This is a genomic window from Pseudomonas mandelii, assembly GCF_024138395.1.
Lineage (GTDB): Bacteria > Pseudomonadota > Gammaproteobacteria > Pseudomonadales > Pseudomonadaceae > Aquipseudomonas > Aquipseudomonas mandelii_E.
Map to the genome: position 1 here is coordinate 40,686 of NZ_JAMYDU010000029.1, position 14,707 is coordinate 55,392.

Consider the following 14,707-nt stretch of genomic DNA (forward strand, 5'->3'; position numbering starts at 1 on the left):
ATTGCCCATGAATGCCGCAAAACGTCTTGAGATTTTCCGCAGGTTTCACGAAGACAACCCTGAACCGAAGACCGAACTGGCCTATTCCTCCGCGTTCGAGTTGCTGATCGCCGTGATTCTCTCGGCGCAGTCGACCGATGTCGGCGTCAACAAGGCCACCGCCAAACTGTTCCCGGTGGCCAATACACCGGCGGCGATCCATGCCTTGGGCGTCGAAGGGCTGTCGGAGTACATCAAGACCATTGGCTTGTTCAACAGCAAAGCGAAAAACGTGATCGAAACCTGTCGCTTGCTGGTGGAGCGTCATGGGGGTGAGGTACCGCAGACCCGTGAGGCACTGGAGGCATTGCCAGGCGTCGGTCGCAAGACTGCCAACGTGGTGCTCAATACCGCCTTTCGTCAGCTGACCATGGCCGTGGACACTCACATTTTCCGGGTCAGCAACCGTACCGGCATTGCTCCAGGCAAGAACGTGGTCGAAGTGGAGCAGAAACTGATGAAGTTCGTGCCGAAGGAATATTTGCTCGACGCCCATCACTGGCTGATTCTCCATGGGCGGTACGTTTGCCTGGCCCGCAAGCCGCGATGTGGCAGCTGCCGAATCGAGGATTTGTGCGAATACAAGCAAAAGACTTCGGACGATTGAGGCTCTATTAGTTTTTTTGATGAATCGATTGAAAAAATCTTTTTTACCCGCCGGGAAATTGTCGATATAAGGAGCGCCAAAGGCAGCCTTAGCCTGGAGTTAACCTTATGAGTACTGGCAAAGAGCAATTGGACGTAGAAGACGACTTCACTCCCGTTGAGGCCGATGACGCTGAGCCGGTAGTGGAAGCGGCAAAGACCAACCTGAGCAAACGCCGCACCATCGACAATCTGCTGGAGGAGCGCCGACTGCAGAAGCAATTGGCCGATTACGATTTTGACGTGTGACACTTAAAAGCCTCCCGAAACGGAGGCTTTTTACTAAGTGCCGCCCCCTGATAAACGCCCGTTCATCGCGCCTCGTCAAACGCTGGTAGCGTCATACCAGGCCATTGCGTTGAGCCAATTCGATCAGGTCGACCAGTGAGCGAGCATTGAGCTTTAATAGAAGACGGGTCTTGTAAGTGCTGACGGTTTTATTGCTGAGGAACATTCCATCGGCGATCTCCTTGTTTGTCTTTCCTCGGGCCAACTGTTGCAGGACCATCATCTCGCGCCCGGACAAACGATCCACCATATCGGCTTCACTGGCGTTCCCAAGACTGGAACGCACAGTATGCAAAGCCTGATTGGGAAAGTAGCTGTAACCTGACAGCACGGCTTTTATTGCACTGAGCAACTCAGTGAGATCCTGTTGCTTGCACACATATCCGGCGGCACCCGATTGCATGCAGCGCATGGAAAAGTGCCCTGGTGCCTGGGAGGTCAATATCAGTACTTTTATAGGCATCGCCGTTGATGTCAGACGCGCGATGACTTCCAACCCATCCAGTTTCGGTATTCCAATATCCAGAATGACAATATCCGGCATAAGATCACGGGCAAGTTGTAATGCGTCCACACCATTATCTGTTTCTGCAATGACTTCGTAGCCATGACGTTCCATTAGCATACGTACCGCAAGACGAATGACGGGGTGGTCATCCACGATCAGCACTTTATTCATGGGCAAGTCCAATTTTCGCTGTTCGAATTTTTAGAGCCCGCACCATAGCCTAGTCGTTTCATCCATGGCATGCCGCGCCCCCCGGCCACTTGCAGCGAGAGACATAGCCTACAAACAAAACGGATTATTCCTACAAAAAATCATTGCCACACGAAGAAGCAGAGATTTTACTGACCTACTATTGTTCAGAGCTTCGAGAGCTTTTTTGTATAGACTTATAACCCAAAAAAACGACAAAAACAGGATTCGACGCCATCAATCCAATATGCGCCGACTATTGAGCTACCCTTAAAAGTAATGGGCATTTTCCAGCACTCTCTTGCGCAACCTGGCTCAAACAAACAAAAAAGCTCATACACCGTAACACTTGACCAATAACATAACGCCATCAAAACAAATAAACAGCCATACCCGAACCCGTAGCGATACAGCTACTATAACAACCTCACCCTCCAATAAAAACAGTTCAACACAACAGCAGAACAACCTGATATTAGTTATTAGAACCCATAAACCAATCGAGTAAAAACAATATTTAATGAGCAGACAATATGATAAAACTCAAAAAAAGAATCACCAATCCCATGACAATTATTGCCATATTTGCAGCACTGTCTGAAACATCGGCCGCCGTATCCCTCCCTTTTCTCGACAATGAGGAGAGAGAACTCTATGTCTGGTTTCTGATCAGTTTTCCCTTTTATTTGCTTTTTCTTTTCTTCGCCACACTCAACTTCAACTATCGATCGCTATACGCGCCCTCCGATTTTGTGAAGGGAAAGCATTTCATAAAAGCCATGGACAACGTTAATCATTCGGGAAGTAGCGCTTCCAGCATGGCGCCTGAAAGCTCGACCCAGCACCATGTAAACCTACCCGCCCCCCTAAAGGATCTGCACATTGTTGATGCACGGTGGATACACAAAAAAATGGCGTTCAGCGCCCTGATGGAGAGTATTCAGCACCCTCCGGATAATCCTGCACAAGTGATCATATTTCTCACGTGTGCCGATTCGGATAAATTACTGAAGGAAAACACGCTCAAACATTGCAAACAAATAAAGAAACGCCACAGCGCAACGTTCTGTATTTCTTACAACTTGAGTTCACAGGGAGTGACGATTATGGGCTAGGTATTGACCTGTCGCACATCAGAAGGGAGCTTGAAGCAAGGTCAAGGACAGGAGGCAGAAGGACGGTTAGCAGAAACAAGAAGAAAGCGAAACGCAATATGCATCACCCCACTTTCAAATTTGTGGCCTTGTCATGGACAAGGCCACAAATCCATTACCGACTCAAAGGTCTCAGAAAAGCTTCCGGCCTTTGTTCGCCGCGATGCGCATGCGCAAGGCGTTGAGCTTGATGAAGCCCGCCGCATCGGCCTGGTTGTAGGCGCCGCCATCTTCCTCGAAGGTCGCGATGTTGGCGTCGAATAACGACTCGTCGGACTTGCGCCCGGTGACGATCACATTGCCCTTGTACAGCTTCAGGCGCACTACGCCGTTCACGTGGGCCTGGGAAGCGTCGATCATCTGTTGCAGCATCAGACGCTCAGGGCTCCACCAGTAACCGGTGTAGATCAAGCTGGCGTATTTAGGCATCAGCTCGTCTTTGAGGTGAGCCACTTCGCGGTCCAGGGTGATCGATTCGATCGCACGGTGAGCGCGCAGCATGATGGTGCCGCCCGGAGTCTCGTAGCAGCCGCGGGACTTCATGCCGACGTAGCGGTTTTCGACGATGTCCAGACGGCCGATACCGTGTTCGCCACCGATACGGTTCAAGGTCGCCAGCACGGTGGCCGGGGTCATTTCGACGCCGTCCAGTGCGACGATGTCGCCGTTGCGGTAGGTCAGTTCCAGGTACTGCGGTTTGTCAGGAGCGTTCTCCGGGGAGACGGTCCATTTCCACATGTCTTCTTCGTGCTCGGTCCAGGTGTCTTCCAGCACGCCGCCTTCATAGGAGATGTGCAGCAGGTTGGCATCCATCGAGTACGGGGATTTTTTCTTGCCGTGACGCTCGATCGGGATGTTGTGCTTTTCAGCATAATCCATCAGCTTTTCACGGGAGAGCAGGTCCCATTCGCGCCACGGAGCGATCACTTTCACGCCTGGCTTCAAGGCGTAGGCGCCCAGTTCGAAACGAACCTGGTCGTTGCCCTTGCCGGTCGCGCCGTGAGAAATGGCGTCAGCGCCGGTTTCGTTGGCGATTTCGATCAAGCGCTTGGCAATCAACGGACGAGCGATGGAAGTACCCAGCAGGTACTCGCCTTCGTAAACGGTGTTGGCGCGGAACATCGGGAACACGAAATCGCGCACGAATTCTTCGCGCAGATCGTCGATGTAGATTTCTTTTACGCCCATGGCCTGTGCCTTGGCGCGGGCCGGTTCGACCTCTTCGCCCTGACCCAGGTCAGCGGTGAAGGTCACTACTTCACAGTTATAAGTATCCTGCAGCCACTTGAGGATCACCGAAGTGTCCAGGCCGCCGGAATACGCCAGAACGACCTTGTTTACGTCCGCCATGCCATCACTCCACGGGGTTCTACGGAAAGCCGTCAAGTCTACCGCTCATGCAGGATAATTTACAGAGGCGCGACAGCTTATGACGACGAAGCGACAGATTATGTCGAGCGAGCGACGATCGCAGCCGGCTCAGGAGGCCTTCGCGGTGCCTGCGGAAGCGGTGGCTTGGGGCGCCGGTTGCTCGGTCGGCGCTACTCGTTCAAGGCGTACCGCAACCCGGCGGTTCTTCGCCCGATTGGCGGCGTTTTTGTTCGGCGCCAGCGGATAGCGCTCACCATGAAAACGCAAGGTGATCTGCGATTCCTGGATACCGTTCGCCTTGAAGAAGTCCATCACGGCCAGCGCCCTGCGTCGTGACAGTTCACGGTTGGTCAGGCGGTTGCCGCTATTGTCGGAGTGGCCGTCGAGCTCGATGTGGTTGACCGTCGGATCGGCTTTCATGAATTCCAGCATGACCTGCAAATGGGCCTTGGCTTGGGCGTCGAGATCGATACCCTCCCCCGGAAAGCCGATTTCGGACTGCTTCACCTGTTCGAAATTCTGCGGCAGCAACTTGGCCACGCAACCCTGATAGTCGCTGTAGGCCTTGCTGAATTTGACCGGCAGCAGACGGACTTCAGATACCCGACCGTCGCCCGATGAGTGTCGAACCAACGGACTGCGACCATCCATCAACCCGCTGATCAGGCGCCCGGCCTGAACTTGCGAGCTGTTGAACAGCACGTTGCCACTGCCGATTCTCACGGAGCCCAAGTTGATATCGCCACGCCCCGGCTGCCATGGCGCAGCGGCCGCCAGCAAGGTCGCGGAACCACCACCGATCATCGAGTTGTAGGCCTTCAAGCGAAAGGTCGCTTGCTCGCCGGCACGACGCACGAACTCCCCCGAACCGAAATCAGTGATGGGTTGAGTCAGGCGGCATTCGAATTTGTCACCTTCGACCGTCCACTCGATGCTCTCCAGACGGGTCTGGAAAGTGAGCGCCATCGCAGGAAGGCTGGCAAACACACTGAGCAAGGCTAAATAACGCTGGCGCACGGGAGGCTCCACTGGCTTCTGCAACAAAAAGACCGACACACATATTTACGGCATACCTGTTGGATATCGGAAGCTTGCCGCAAAACTTGATAGCGAGTGCCTGGAGGAGTCTTTTCCGGTAGCATTCCCCTGAGTTTGACCCGCCTGGAATCCCCTCATGTCCGACCGCCTGACCCTGCTGCGTCCCGACGACTGGCATATTCATCTTCGCGATGGTGCTGTGTTGACCAATACCGTCGCGGATGTCGCGCGCACCTTTGGTCGCGCCATCATCATGCCCAACCTGGTACCGCCGGTGCGCAACGCTGCTGAAGCCAATGGCTATCGCCAGCGGATTCTCGCCGCGCGTCCGGCCGGCAGCCGTTTCGAACCGCTGATGGTTCTGTACCTGACCGACCGCACCCAGCCCGAAGAAATTCGTGAGGCCAAGGCCAGCGGTTTCGTTCACGCCGCCAAGCTGTACCCGGCTGGCGCGACCACCAACTCGGACTCTGGCGTCACTAGCATCGACAAGATTTTCCCCGCACTCGAGGCCATGGCCGAAGTCGGGATGCCCTTGTTGGTTCACGGTGAAGTCACCCGTGGCGATGTCGACGTTTTCGATCGCGAAAAAATCTTCATCGACGAGCATATGCGTCGAGTGGTCGAGCGTTTCCCGACCCTCAAAGTGGTGTTCGAACACATCACCACCGCTGATGCCGTGCAGTTCGTCAATGAGGCTTCGGCCAATGTCGGCGCAACCATCACCGCGCACCACTTGCTGTACAACCGCAACCACATGCTGGTGGGCGGGATTCGGCCGCACTTCTACTGCTTGCCGATCCTCAAGCGCAATACCCACCAGGAAGCCCTGCTCGACGCCGCCACCAGCGGCAGCGACAAGTTCTTCCTCGGCACCGACTCGGCGCCCCATGCCCAGCACGCCAAGGAAGCGGCATGCGGCTGTGCCGGTTGCTACACCGCTTATGCCGCGATCGAGATGTATGCCGAAGCCTTCGAACAGCGCAACGCGCTGGACAAACTCGAAGCTTTCGCCAGCCTCAACGGCCCGCGTTTCTACGGCCTGCCGGTGAACACCGATCGCATCACCCTGGTCCGCGATGAGTGGACCGCCCCAACCAGCCTGCCGTTTGGCGAGCTGACCGTAATCCCGCTGCGCGCCGGTGAAAAACTGCGCTGGCGCCTGCTGGAGGAACACGCGTGAGTGAAGACCATTTCGACGACGAACAGGACGGTAATGGCGGCGGAGGCGGTTCTCGCCATCCAATGGCAGCCAGGTTCCGTGGTTACCTGCCGGTCGTTGTCGACGTAGAAACCGGTGGCTTCAACTCGGCCACCGATGCCCTGCTGGAAATCGCCGCTACCGTGATTGGCATGGATGAAAAAGGCTTTGTGTACCCTGAGCACACCTATTTCTTCCGGGTCGAGCCTTTCGAAGGCGCGAACATCGAAGCGGCAGCCCTGGAATTCACCGGGATCAAGCTTGATCACCCGCTTCGCATGGCGGTGAGTGAAGAAGCGGCCCTGACCGATATCTTCCGCGGTGTGCGCAAGGCTCTGAAGGCCAACGGCTGCAAACGGGCAATTCTGGTCGGGCACAACAGCAGCTTCGATTTGGGCTTCCTCAACGCCGCTGTCGCGCGGCTGGACATGAAACGCAACCCGTTTCACCCGTTCTCCAGTTTCGACACCGCAACCCTCGCTGGCCTGGCCTACGGTCAAACCGTATTGGCCAAGGCCTGCCAGGCAGCGGATATCGACTTCGACGGTCGCGAGGCCCACTCGGCCCGCTACGACACCGAGAAGACGGCTGACCTGTTCTGCGGCATCGTCAATCGCTGGAAACAAATGGGCGGCTGGGAAGACTACAACGACTGATCCGTAACTAATCTGTGGCGAGGGAGCTTGCTCCCTTGCCACAAGTGAACAACATGGGTTTATCCCGCCCATAAAAAAACCGGCCTCATCAGCCGGTTTTTTTTGCCTCGAACGTGCCTTACAGCGCAGCAGCGTGCTCGGTCAGGTAAGCCGCAACGCCTTCTGGCGAAGCGTTCATGCCTTTGTCGCCTTTTTTCCAGTTGGCAGGGCAGACTTCGCCGTGCGCTTCGTGGAATTGCAGGGCGTCGACCAGACGGATCAGCTCTTCCATGTTACGGCCCAGCGGCAGGTCGTTGATGATCTGCGAACGGACAACGCCTTTGTCGTCGATCAGGAACGCGCCACGGAAAGCCACGCCGTCAGCGGACTGAACGTCGTAGGCCTTCATGATTTCCTGCTTGATGTCGGCAGCCATGGTGTAACGAACCTGGCCGATACCGCCATTGTTCACCGGGGTATTGCGCCATGCGTTGTGGGTGAAGTGCGAGTCGATCGAAACAGCGACCACTTCTACGTTGCGTGCCTTGAAGTCAGCCATGCGGTTGTCCAGAGCGATCAGCTCGGACGGGCAAACGAAGGTGAAGTCCAGTGGATAGAAGAACACCAGGCCGTATTTGCCTTTGATGGCCGAAGACAGGGTGAAGCTGTCTACGATTTCGCCATTGCCGAGTACGGCCGGTACGGTGAAGTCAGGGGCTTGTTTGCCTACGAGTACGCTCATTGGATATCTCCTGGTGTAATAACGTTTGAAGAACAGGGTTCATGCCAGCCTGTCACCCTCAGGCGACAGCCCTGTGACACGACCCCGCTTCGCAAAAGGCCGACCATCATACACCGCGTTTTTGGCCTGTCCTCAACGGTTTTTTCTGGAAGGTAAAAAGGCTGCTGCTATATTTTCTTCATGGCAGGTGCGAAAAGAAGCCGTTCGTCAGTCACACGCCTTTATGACGAAAAGCTTTCAGAAACCACTTTGACAATCATTCTCGTTAACATTAAGATCCATCGCAATTGAGTCACAACCAGCGACGGTTTTCACTTATGTATGTCTGCCTCTGCACTGGCGTCACCGACGGTCAAATCCGCGATGCAATCTATGAAGGTTGCTGCAGCTATCGGGAAGTACGTCAGGCCACCGGCGTTGCCAGCCAATGCGGTAAATGCGCCTGCCTTGCCAAGGAAGTGGTCCGTGAAACCTTGGGCAAACTGCAATCGGCCCAGGCGGCGATCCCCTACCCCGCAGAATTTACCGCTGCATAATTACCGTATTTCAAAGAACCGGACTTGATGTCCGGTTTTTTTATGTCTGGAAATCAATCGCTTAGGCCCTAGACGCGGAACACAAACATTCTTATTCCGATTAATTTTCATTTAAGTTTCAATAACTTAGGTTTGACACTCTTAATTACCCGGCTCAAACTCTGCCTTATAGACAGCTAATACAGGGCAGGACCCCATCATGAAAGGCGACATTACAGTCATCCAGCATCTCAACAAAATCCTTGCCAATGAGCTGGTCGCGATCAATCAATACTTTTTGCATGCGCGCATGTATGAAGATTGGGGTCTGAACAAGCTCGGCAAGCACGAGTACCACGAATCCATCGACGAGATGAAGCACGCTGACAAGCTCATCAAGCGCATCCTCTTCCTTGAAGGTCTGCCGAACGTCCAGGACCTGGGCAAGCTGCACATCGGCGAACACACCAAGGAAATGCTTGAGTGCGACCTGAAGATCGAACGCGATGGCCATGCCGATCTGAAAGTCGCTATCGCTCACTGCGAAACTGTCGGCGACTTCGGTAGCCGTGAACTGCTCGAAGACATTCTTGAATCCGAAGAAGAACATATCGACTGGCTGGAAACCCAACTGGGCCTGATCGATAAAGTCGGTCTGGAGAACTATCTGCAATCGCAGATGGGCGAAGAATAAATGCTACGCCGCTAATCGCGATGCAATAAAAAAGCCCCGCTCTCTTGAAAGAGGCGGGGCTTTTTTATGCGCTATCTCATCCTGAATATGGTTTACACCTATTCGGGACTAGACACGCTCTTGTAGGAGCGAGGCTTGCCCGCGAAGGCGTATTATCAGTCGACATCAACGTTGACTGGCATGACGCCTTCGCGGCAAGCCTCGCTCCTACAAGTACCGAAATCAGGCTTCGGTCTTGCCAGCGGCAGCTTTTTCAACAGCGGCTTTGATCGTCGCTTGCAACGAACCGTCGGCAGCCATTTCAGTCATGATATCGCTACCGCCGACCAGTTCGCCGCCGACCCACAGTTGCGGGAAGGTTGGCCAGTTGGCGTACTTTGGCAGGTTGGCGCGGATTTCCGGGTTCTGCAGGATGTCCACATAGGCAAACTTTTCGCCACAGGCCATTACAGCCTGAGCGGCTTTCGCGGAGAACCCACATTGTGGGGCATTCGGCGAGCCTTTCATGTAAAGCAGAATGGTGTTGTTGGCAATCTGCTCTTTAATCGTTTCGATGATATCCATGGAGCACCTCGGCTGAACTTTCCGACTCAGTGGTCGGCACGGTGGCGCATTGTAACGGAAACCCGAGCGCCATGCTCGGCCTCCCCGACAGACATGTTCACGCCGCCGCCACGGTCACCGGTACGCCGTTCAACGCTGCATTACCCGACAACTCATCGAGCTGACATTCGTCAGTCAGGTCATTGGCGCTGGAGCCGGGTTGACCGCTGGCAATCGTCATCTGCACACCCGGTCGCGCATGACCCCAACCGTGAGGAAGGCTGACCACACCTTTCATCATATCCAGGCTGGCGACCACTTCAACTTCGATCACGCCCACCCGCGAACTGACGCGCACCCGCTGCCCATCGCTGAGCCCGCGGCTGGCCAAATCGTCCGGGTTCATCAGCAGTTGATGGCGCGGTTTGCCCTTCACCAGACGGTGGTAGTTGTGCATCCATGAGTTGTTGCTGCGCACATGGCGGCGGCCGATCAGCAGCAGCTCACCGGCGGCCGGTGCTTGCAGTGCCGCAAAGCGCGCCAGGTCGGCGAGGATCTCGGCAGGTGCCGCCTGGACTCGCTGATTGGCCGTTTTCAAGCGTGGCACCAGGTTGGGTTTGAGCGCCCCAAGATCGATACCGTGAGGGTGATCAAACAAGGTCGCCAGTGACAGTTTGTGTTCCGAAGCGTCGCCATACAGGCCCATCCGCAGCCCTCGGTCGATCATCTGCGCTGGCGCGATAGTCGGTTTCAGTTCCTTGCCGGTCTTGGTCGCAAAGGCTTTGGCCAGCCCCACGAAGATTTCCCAGTCATGCAGCGCGCCTTCTGGCTTGGCGAGGATCGCCCGGTTGAAACGGGTGACGTTGCGCACCGCGAACATGTTGAACGTGGTGTCGTAATGATCGTTTTCCAGCGCCGACGTCGACGGCAGGATCAGGTCGGCATAACGCGTGGTTTCATTAATGTACAGGTCGACGCTGACCATGAACTCCAATCCGTCCAGCGCCTGCTCCAGTTGTCGACCATTGGGCGTGGACAGCACCGGATTACCCGCCACGGTGATCAGCGCACGGACCTGCCCTTCCCCTTCGGTGAGCATCTCTTCGGCCAGCGTCGATACCGGCAGTTCTCCCGCGTATTCCGGACGCCCGGACACCCGGCTCTGCCAGCGGTTGAAATGCCCACCCGAGGTCGACGCCACCAGATCCACCGCAGGCTCGGTGCACAACGCACCGCCCACCCGGTCGAGGTTGCCGGTGACTAGGTTGATCAATTGCACCAACCAGTGGCACAGGGTGCCGAATGCCTGGGTCGAAACACCCATGCGGCCATAGCAGACCGCTGTCGGCGCTGCCGCGAAGTCGCGCGCCAGTTGACGGATCTGCTCGGCGGGCACCGCGCACAGCGGGCTCATGGCCTCGGCGGTGAAACGCGCGACAGCCTCGCGCACCTCATCCAGGCCGTCGACCGGTAAATGACTGTCGCGGGTCAGGCCTTCAGCGAACAAGGTATTGAGCAGCCCGAACAACAGCGCCGCGTCGCCACCGGGGCGCACGAACAGGTGCTGATCGGCAATCGCCGCCGTTTCGCTGCGACGCGGATCGACCACCACCACTTTGCCGCCTCGGGCCTGAATCGCCTTGAGGCGCTTTTCCACATCCGGCACGGTCATGATGCTGCCGTTGGAGGCCAGTGGATTACCGCCAAGGATCAACATGAAATCAGTGTGATCGATGTCCGGGATCGGCAACAGTAGGCCGTGGCCGTACATCAAGTGACTGGTCAGGTGATGGGGCAACTGATCGACCGACGTCGCGGAAAACCGGTTGCGGGTTTTCAGCAGGCCGAGGAAGTAATTGCTGTGGGTCATCAACCCGTAGTTGTGCACGCTGGGGTTGCCCTGATAGACCGCCACTGCGTTTTGCCCGTGACGCTCCTGAATCGCCGCCAGGCGTTCGGCCACAAGGTTGAAAGCGTCTTCCCACTCGATAGGCTGCCATTCGCCGCCAACTCGCCGCATCGGCTGACGCAGGCGATCCGGATCGTTCTGAATGTCTTGCAGGGCAACCGCTTTGGGGCAGATATGCCCGCGGCTGAAGGTGTCTTGGGGGTCACCCTTGATCGAGGTGATCTGTACGCCGCTGCCTTCGACCTCAGTGGTTTCGATGGTCAGGCCGCAGATGGCTTCACACAGGTGGCACGCACGGTGATGGAGAGTCTTGGTCATGGCCAGTCTCTGTTTTGTTCTGGGCGGGCAATGTCGGCCGCGGGAACAAAACTATGGCGCGCGATCCGCCCCTTTGCCAGCGACGTTCGTCTTGTGAATCGGCGACCATCAGGCCAGCCGATGGCAGCAAGGGATCAGTTCGGCGGCGCCTGCAACTGGAGCTCCTCGATGGTTTCGATCTGCTCATGGGCAATATGCACGCCGGTGAGCTCGCCGATCAGTCGCCAATGCTCGTCGAGCCCGGCGCTGATGGTGGCCATGCGGTCGATCATGCGCCGGCCGGCTGCTTTCGTGATTTCGTCTTCACTGCGCAATAACTCGAAAGACATCGAGGTCACGGAAGCAGTGAGGTGAGTCAGAGAGCGGGCCGTAAGGCCAAGCAGTTCCATCAACAGCTGTTCTTTCGATTCCATTCCAAGGGCTTCCCGCGTCGCTCGTGTCCTATTTATAGCAAATATTTCGAGCAAGACACATTGCCCGCCGAACGCTCGAATGACAGGTCGAAAACCGACCGTCAGCGTGTCGCCCGCGCCCTGTTTGATTGCCAAGCCCGGCAAGCGCGGTGTACAAATGGTTAGCTGCTGTCAGGAAACAGGCTTCAAAAGCGCTACTGCGGTCACCCCGTAGCCCCTCTGAAATCCCCTAAACACCGTAGCCTATTGGCGCAACGCGACATTTAATGTCAATATCGCGCCTCCCCCTATTTCGTCGCCCCGTGCGGCTTACGCCGCAGGTCTCGCCCGTTTTTCAGTTAAACAAGGCTTTGAGTATCTGCGGTCTGTTGCAAAAAGGTAGTCAATGATGAGCGCAAGGCACTTTCTCTCCCTGATGGATTGCACGCCCGAAGAGCTGGTCAGCGTGATCCGTCGAGGCGTTGAGCTCAAGGACCTGCGTAACCGCGGCGTACTGTTCGAGCCTTTGAAGAACCGCGTCCTGGGGATGATTTTCGAGAAGTCCTCGACCCGCACCCGCATTTCGTTCGAAGCCGGCATGATCCAGCTCGGTGGCCAGGCGATCTTCCTGTCGCCACGCGATACGCAACTGGGTCGCGGCGAGCCGATCGGCGACTGCGCCATCGTCATGTCGAGCATGCTCGATGCGGTGATGATCCGTACCTTTGCCCACAGCACCCTGACCGAATTCGCCGCCAACTCCCGCGTACCGGTGATCAATGGCCTGTCGGATGATCTGCATCCCTGCCAGTTGCTGGCCGACATGCAAACCTTCCTCGAACACCGCGGTTCGATTCAAGGCAAGACCGTGGCCTGGATCGGCGATGGCAACAACATGTGCAACAGCTATATAGAAGCGGCGATCCAGTTCGACTTCCAATTGCGCATCGCCTGCCCGGAAGGTTATGAGCCCAACCCTGAGTTCGTGGCTAAAGCCGGCGATCGGGTGACCATCGTCCGCGATCCGCAGGAAGCCGTGCGCGGCGCTCACCTGGTGAGCACCGACGTCTGGACCTCCATGGGCCAGGAAGAGGAAACCGCCAAGCGCCTGAAGTTGTTCGCACCGTTCCAGGTCAACCGTGCCCTGCTCGATCTGGCCGCGCCAGACGTGCTGTTCATGCATTGCCTGCCGGCCCACCGTGGCGAGGAAATCAGCCTCGACCTGCTCGACGACCCGCGCTCGGTGGCCTGGGATCAAGCCGAAAACCGTCTTCACGCACAAAAGGCCTTGCTCGAATTCCTCGTCCCGCCTTCGTATCACCACGCATGAGCCAGCCATTACTGCTGAACCTGCGCAACCTGGCCTGCGGTTATCAAAACCAGCGGGTCGTACAAAATCTCAACCTGCATTTGAATGCCGGCGATATCGGTTGCCTGCTGGGGTCTTCGGGCTGCGGCAAAACCACTACCTTGCGGGCAATTGCCGGTTTTGAACCCGTGCACGAAGGTGAAATCCAGTTGGCGGGCGAGACCATCTCCAGCGCCGGCTTCACCCTCGCCCCGGAGAAGCGCCGGATCGGCATGGTATTCCAGGATTACGCACTGTTTCCGCATTTGAGCGTGGCCGAGAACATTGCTTTCGGGATCCGCAAGCATCCGCAAAAGGATCGCATCACCGAAGAGCTGCTCGAACTGGTCAACCTGAAAAACCTCGGCAAGCGTTTCCCCCATGAGCTGTCCGGTGGTCAGCAGCAACGTGTCGCCCTCGCCCGCGCACTGGCGCCGGAACCACAACTGCTATTGCTCGACGAACCGTTCTCCAACCTCGATGGCGAATTGCGACGCAAGCTCAGTCATGAAGTACGCGGCATTCTCAAGGCTCGCGGCACCAGTGCGATCCTGGTGACCCACGATCAGGAAGAAGCCTTCGCGGTCAGCGACCACGTGGGTGTTTTCAAGGAAGGTCGCCTGGAACAGTGGGACACGCCCTACAACCTCTATCACGAACCCCTGACGCCATTCGTCGCCAGTTTCATTGGCCAGGGTTACTTCATTCGCGGTCAATTGAGCAGCCCGGAATCGGTGCAAACCGAGTTGGGGGAGTTGCGCGGCAACCGTGCCTACACTTGGCCAATCGGTTGTGCCGTGGACGTATTGTTGCGTCCGGACGATATCGTCTATGCGCCGGACAGCCCATTGAGGGCGCAGATTGTTGGCAAGAGCTTCCAGGGGGCATCGACTCTGTACCGCTTGCAGCTACCTACGGGCGCGCAGCTGGAGTCGATTTTCCCGAGTCATGCCGATCACCTGGTCGGTGCTGAAGTAGGCATTCGAGTGGCGGCTGAACACCTGGTGCTGTTCCAGGCCTCCGGCAGCACGGCGGCGCAGATTCCGGTGATCGAATCCGGTGTCCGACGGCACAGCACCGCTAGTTGAACACCTGAATCTGGCCGCGACGCACTCTTTGTAGCAGCTGGCGAAGCCTGCGTTCGGCTGCGAAGCAGTCGTAAAATCAGAGATCGCGGT

Annotated in this window: 16 protein-coding genes; 9 read left to right on the forward strand and 7 right to left on the reverse strand. The window is 56.6% G+C overall.

The features are described from left to right. Window positions 1-7: 7 nt before the first annotated feature. Window positions 8-646, forward strand: a complete 639-nt coding sequence (gene nth / locus NHU87_RS25570; protein ID WP_253553524.1) for an endonuclease III — start codon at window positions 8-10, stop codon at window positions 644-646. A gap of 107 nt (window positions 647-753) precedes the next feature. Beyond that, window positions 754-933: a PA3496 family putative envelope integrity protein gene (locus NHU87_RS25575; RefSeq protein ID WP_253553527.1), complete on the forward strand. Its 180-nt coding sequence runs from the start codon at window positions 754-756 to the stop codon at window positions 931-933. 91 nt (window positions 934-1,024) lie between these two features. Here NHU87_RS25575 and NHU87_RS25580 read toward each other — a convergent pair whose 3' ends face one another. Beyond that, entirely contained in the window at window positions 1,025-1,651 is a 627-nt protein-coding gene (locus NHU87_RS25580; RefSeq protein WP_253553530.1) for a response regulator transcription factor, read from the reverse strand. 551 nt (window positions 1,652-2,202) lie between these two features. Here NHU87_RS25580 and NHU87_RS25585 point away from each other — a divergent pair. Beyond that, the gene (locus NHU87_RS25585; protein ID WP_253553533.1) at window positions 2,203-2,784 is read left to right on the forward strand and encodes a hypothetical protein; all 582 of its coding nucleotides are present in this window, start codon (window positions 2,203-2,205) and stop codon (window positions 2,782-2,784) included. A gap of 171 nt (window positions 2,785-2,955) precedes the next feature. Here the strand turns inward: NHU87_RS25585 and NHU87_RS25590 are convergent, their stop codons facing one another. Both NHU87_RS25590 and NHU87_RS25595 read right to left on the reverse strand, forming a co-directional pair. Beyond that, window positions 2,956-4,173, reverse strand: a complete 1,218-nt coding sequence (locus NHU87_RS25590; protein ID WP_027922848.1) for an argininosuccinate synthase — start codon at window positions 4,171-4,173, stop codon at window positions 2,956-2,958. A 129-nt stretch (window positions 4,174-4,302) separates the two neighbouring features. Continuing rightward, complete coding sequence (locus tag NHU87_RS25595; protein WP_253553535.1) at window positions 4,303-5,211, reverse strand: flagellar protein MotY; 909 nt, start codon at window positions 5,209-5,211, stop codon at window positions 4,303-4,305. A gap of 157 nt (window positions 5,212-5,368) precedes the next feature. Between NHU87_RS25595 and pyrC the strand changes: the two genes are divergently transcribed. Further along, window positions 5,369-6,415, forward strand: a complete 1,047-nt coding sequence (pyrC, locus tag NHU87_RS25600) for a dihydroorotase (RefSeq protein ID WP_253553537.1) — start codon at window positions 5,369-5,371, stop codon at window positions 6,413-6,415. After that, complete coding sequence (gene rnt, locus NHU87_RS25605) at window positions 6,412-7,089, forward strand: ribonuclease T (protein WP_007898509.1); 678 nt, start codon at window positions 6,412-6,414, stop codon at window positions 7,087-7,089. The genes pyrC and rnt overlap by 4 nt, the downstream gene beginning before the upstream one ends. A 118-nt stretch (window positions 7,090-7,207) precedes the next feature. On the opposite strand, the gene NHU87_RS25610 is transcribed toward rnt, so the two are convergent. Then, on the reverse strand, window positions 7,208-7,810 hold the full coding sequence (locus NHU87_RS25610; RefSeq protein WP_253553539.1) for a peroxiredoxin: 603 nt from the start codon (window positions 7,808-7,810) through the stop codon (window positions 7,208-7,210). A gap of 317 nt (window positions 7,811-8,127) precedes the next feature. On the opposite strand from NHU87_RS25610, the gene NHU87_RS25615 reads away from it, so the two are divergent. Both NHU87_RS25615 and bfr read left to right on the forward strand, forming a co-directional pair. Next, a complete protein-coding gene (locus NHU87_RS25615; protein ID WP_007898511.1) occupies window positions 8,128-8,346 on the forward strand; it encodes a bacterioferritin-associated ferredoxin in 219 nt (72 codons plus the stop codon). Between the two features lie 199 nt (window positions 8,347-8,545). Continuing rightward, on the forward strand, window positions 8,546-9,019 hold the full coding sequence (bfr, locus tag NHU87_RS25620) for a bacterioferritin (RefSeq protein ID WP_019651359.1): 474 nt from the start codon (window positions 8,546-8,548) through the stop codon (window positions 9,017-9,019). 222 nt (window positions 9,020-9,241) lie between these two features. Here bfr and grxD read toward each other — a convergent pair whose 3' ends face one another. From grxD to NHU87_RS25635, 3 genes are all read right to left on the reverse strand, one after another. Beyond that, window positions 9,242-9,583: a Grx4 family monothiol glutaredoxin gene (gene grxD / locus NHU87_RS25625; protein ID WP_253553541.1), complete on the reverse strand. Its 342-nt coding sequence runs from the start codon at window positions 9,581-9,583 to the stop codon at window positions 9,242-9,244. A 97-nt stretch (window positions 9,584-9,680) separates the two neighbouring features. Next, on the reverse strand, window positions 9,681-11,789 hold the full coding sequence (locus NHU87_RS25630) for a molybdopterin oxidoreductase family protein (protein WP_253553543.1): 2,109 nt from the start codon (window positions 11,787-11,789) through the stop codon (window positions 9,681-9,683). 134 nt (window positions 11,790-11,923) lie between these two features. Next, entirely contained in the window at window positions 11,924-12,202 is a 279-nt protein-coding gene (locus NHU87_RS25635; RefSeq protein ID WP_253553545.1) for a hypothetical protein, read from the reverse strand. Window positions 12,203-12,590: 388 nt separating this feature from the next. On the opposite strand from NHU87_RS25635, the gene argF reads away from it, so the two are divergent. Both argF and NHU87_RS25645 read left to right on the forward strand, forming a co-directional pair. Further along, entirely contained in the window at window positions 12,591-13,511 is a 921-nt protein-coding gene (argF, locus tag NHU87_RS25640; protein ID WP_253553548.1) for an ornithine carbamoyltransferase, read from the forward strand. Next, window positions 13,508-14,617 (forward strand): ABC transporter ATP-binding protein, encoded by a 1,110-nt coding sequence (locus tag NHU87_RS25645; RefSeq protein ID WP_253553550.1) that lies wholly within the window; start codon window positions 13,508-13,510, stop codon window positions 14,615-14,617. The genes argF and NHU87_RS25645 overlap by 4 nt, the downstream gene beginning before the upstream one ends. Window positions 14,618-14,707: the final 90 nt, after the last annotated feature.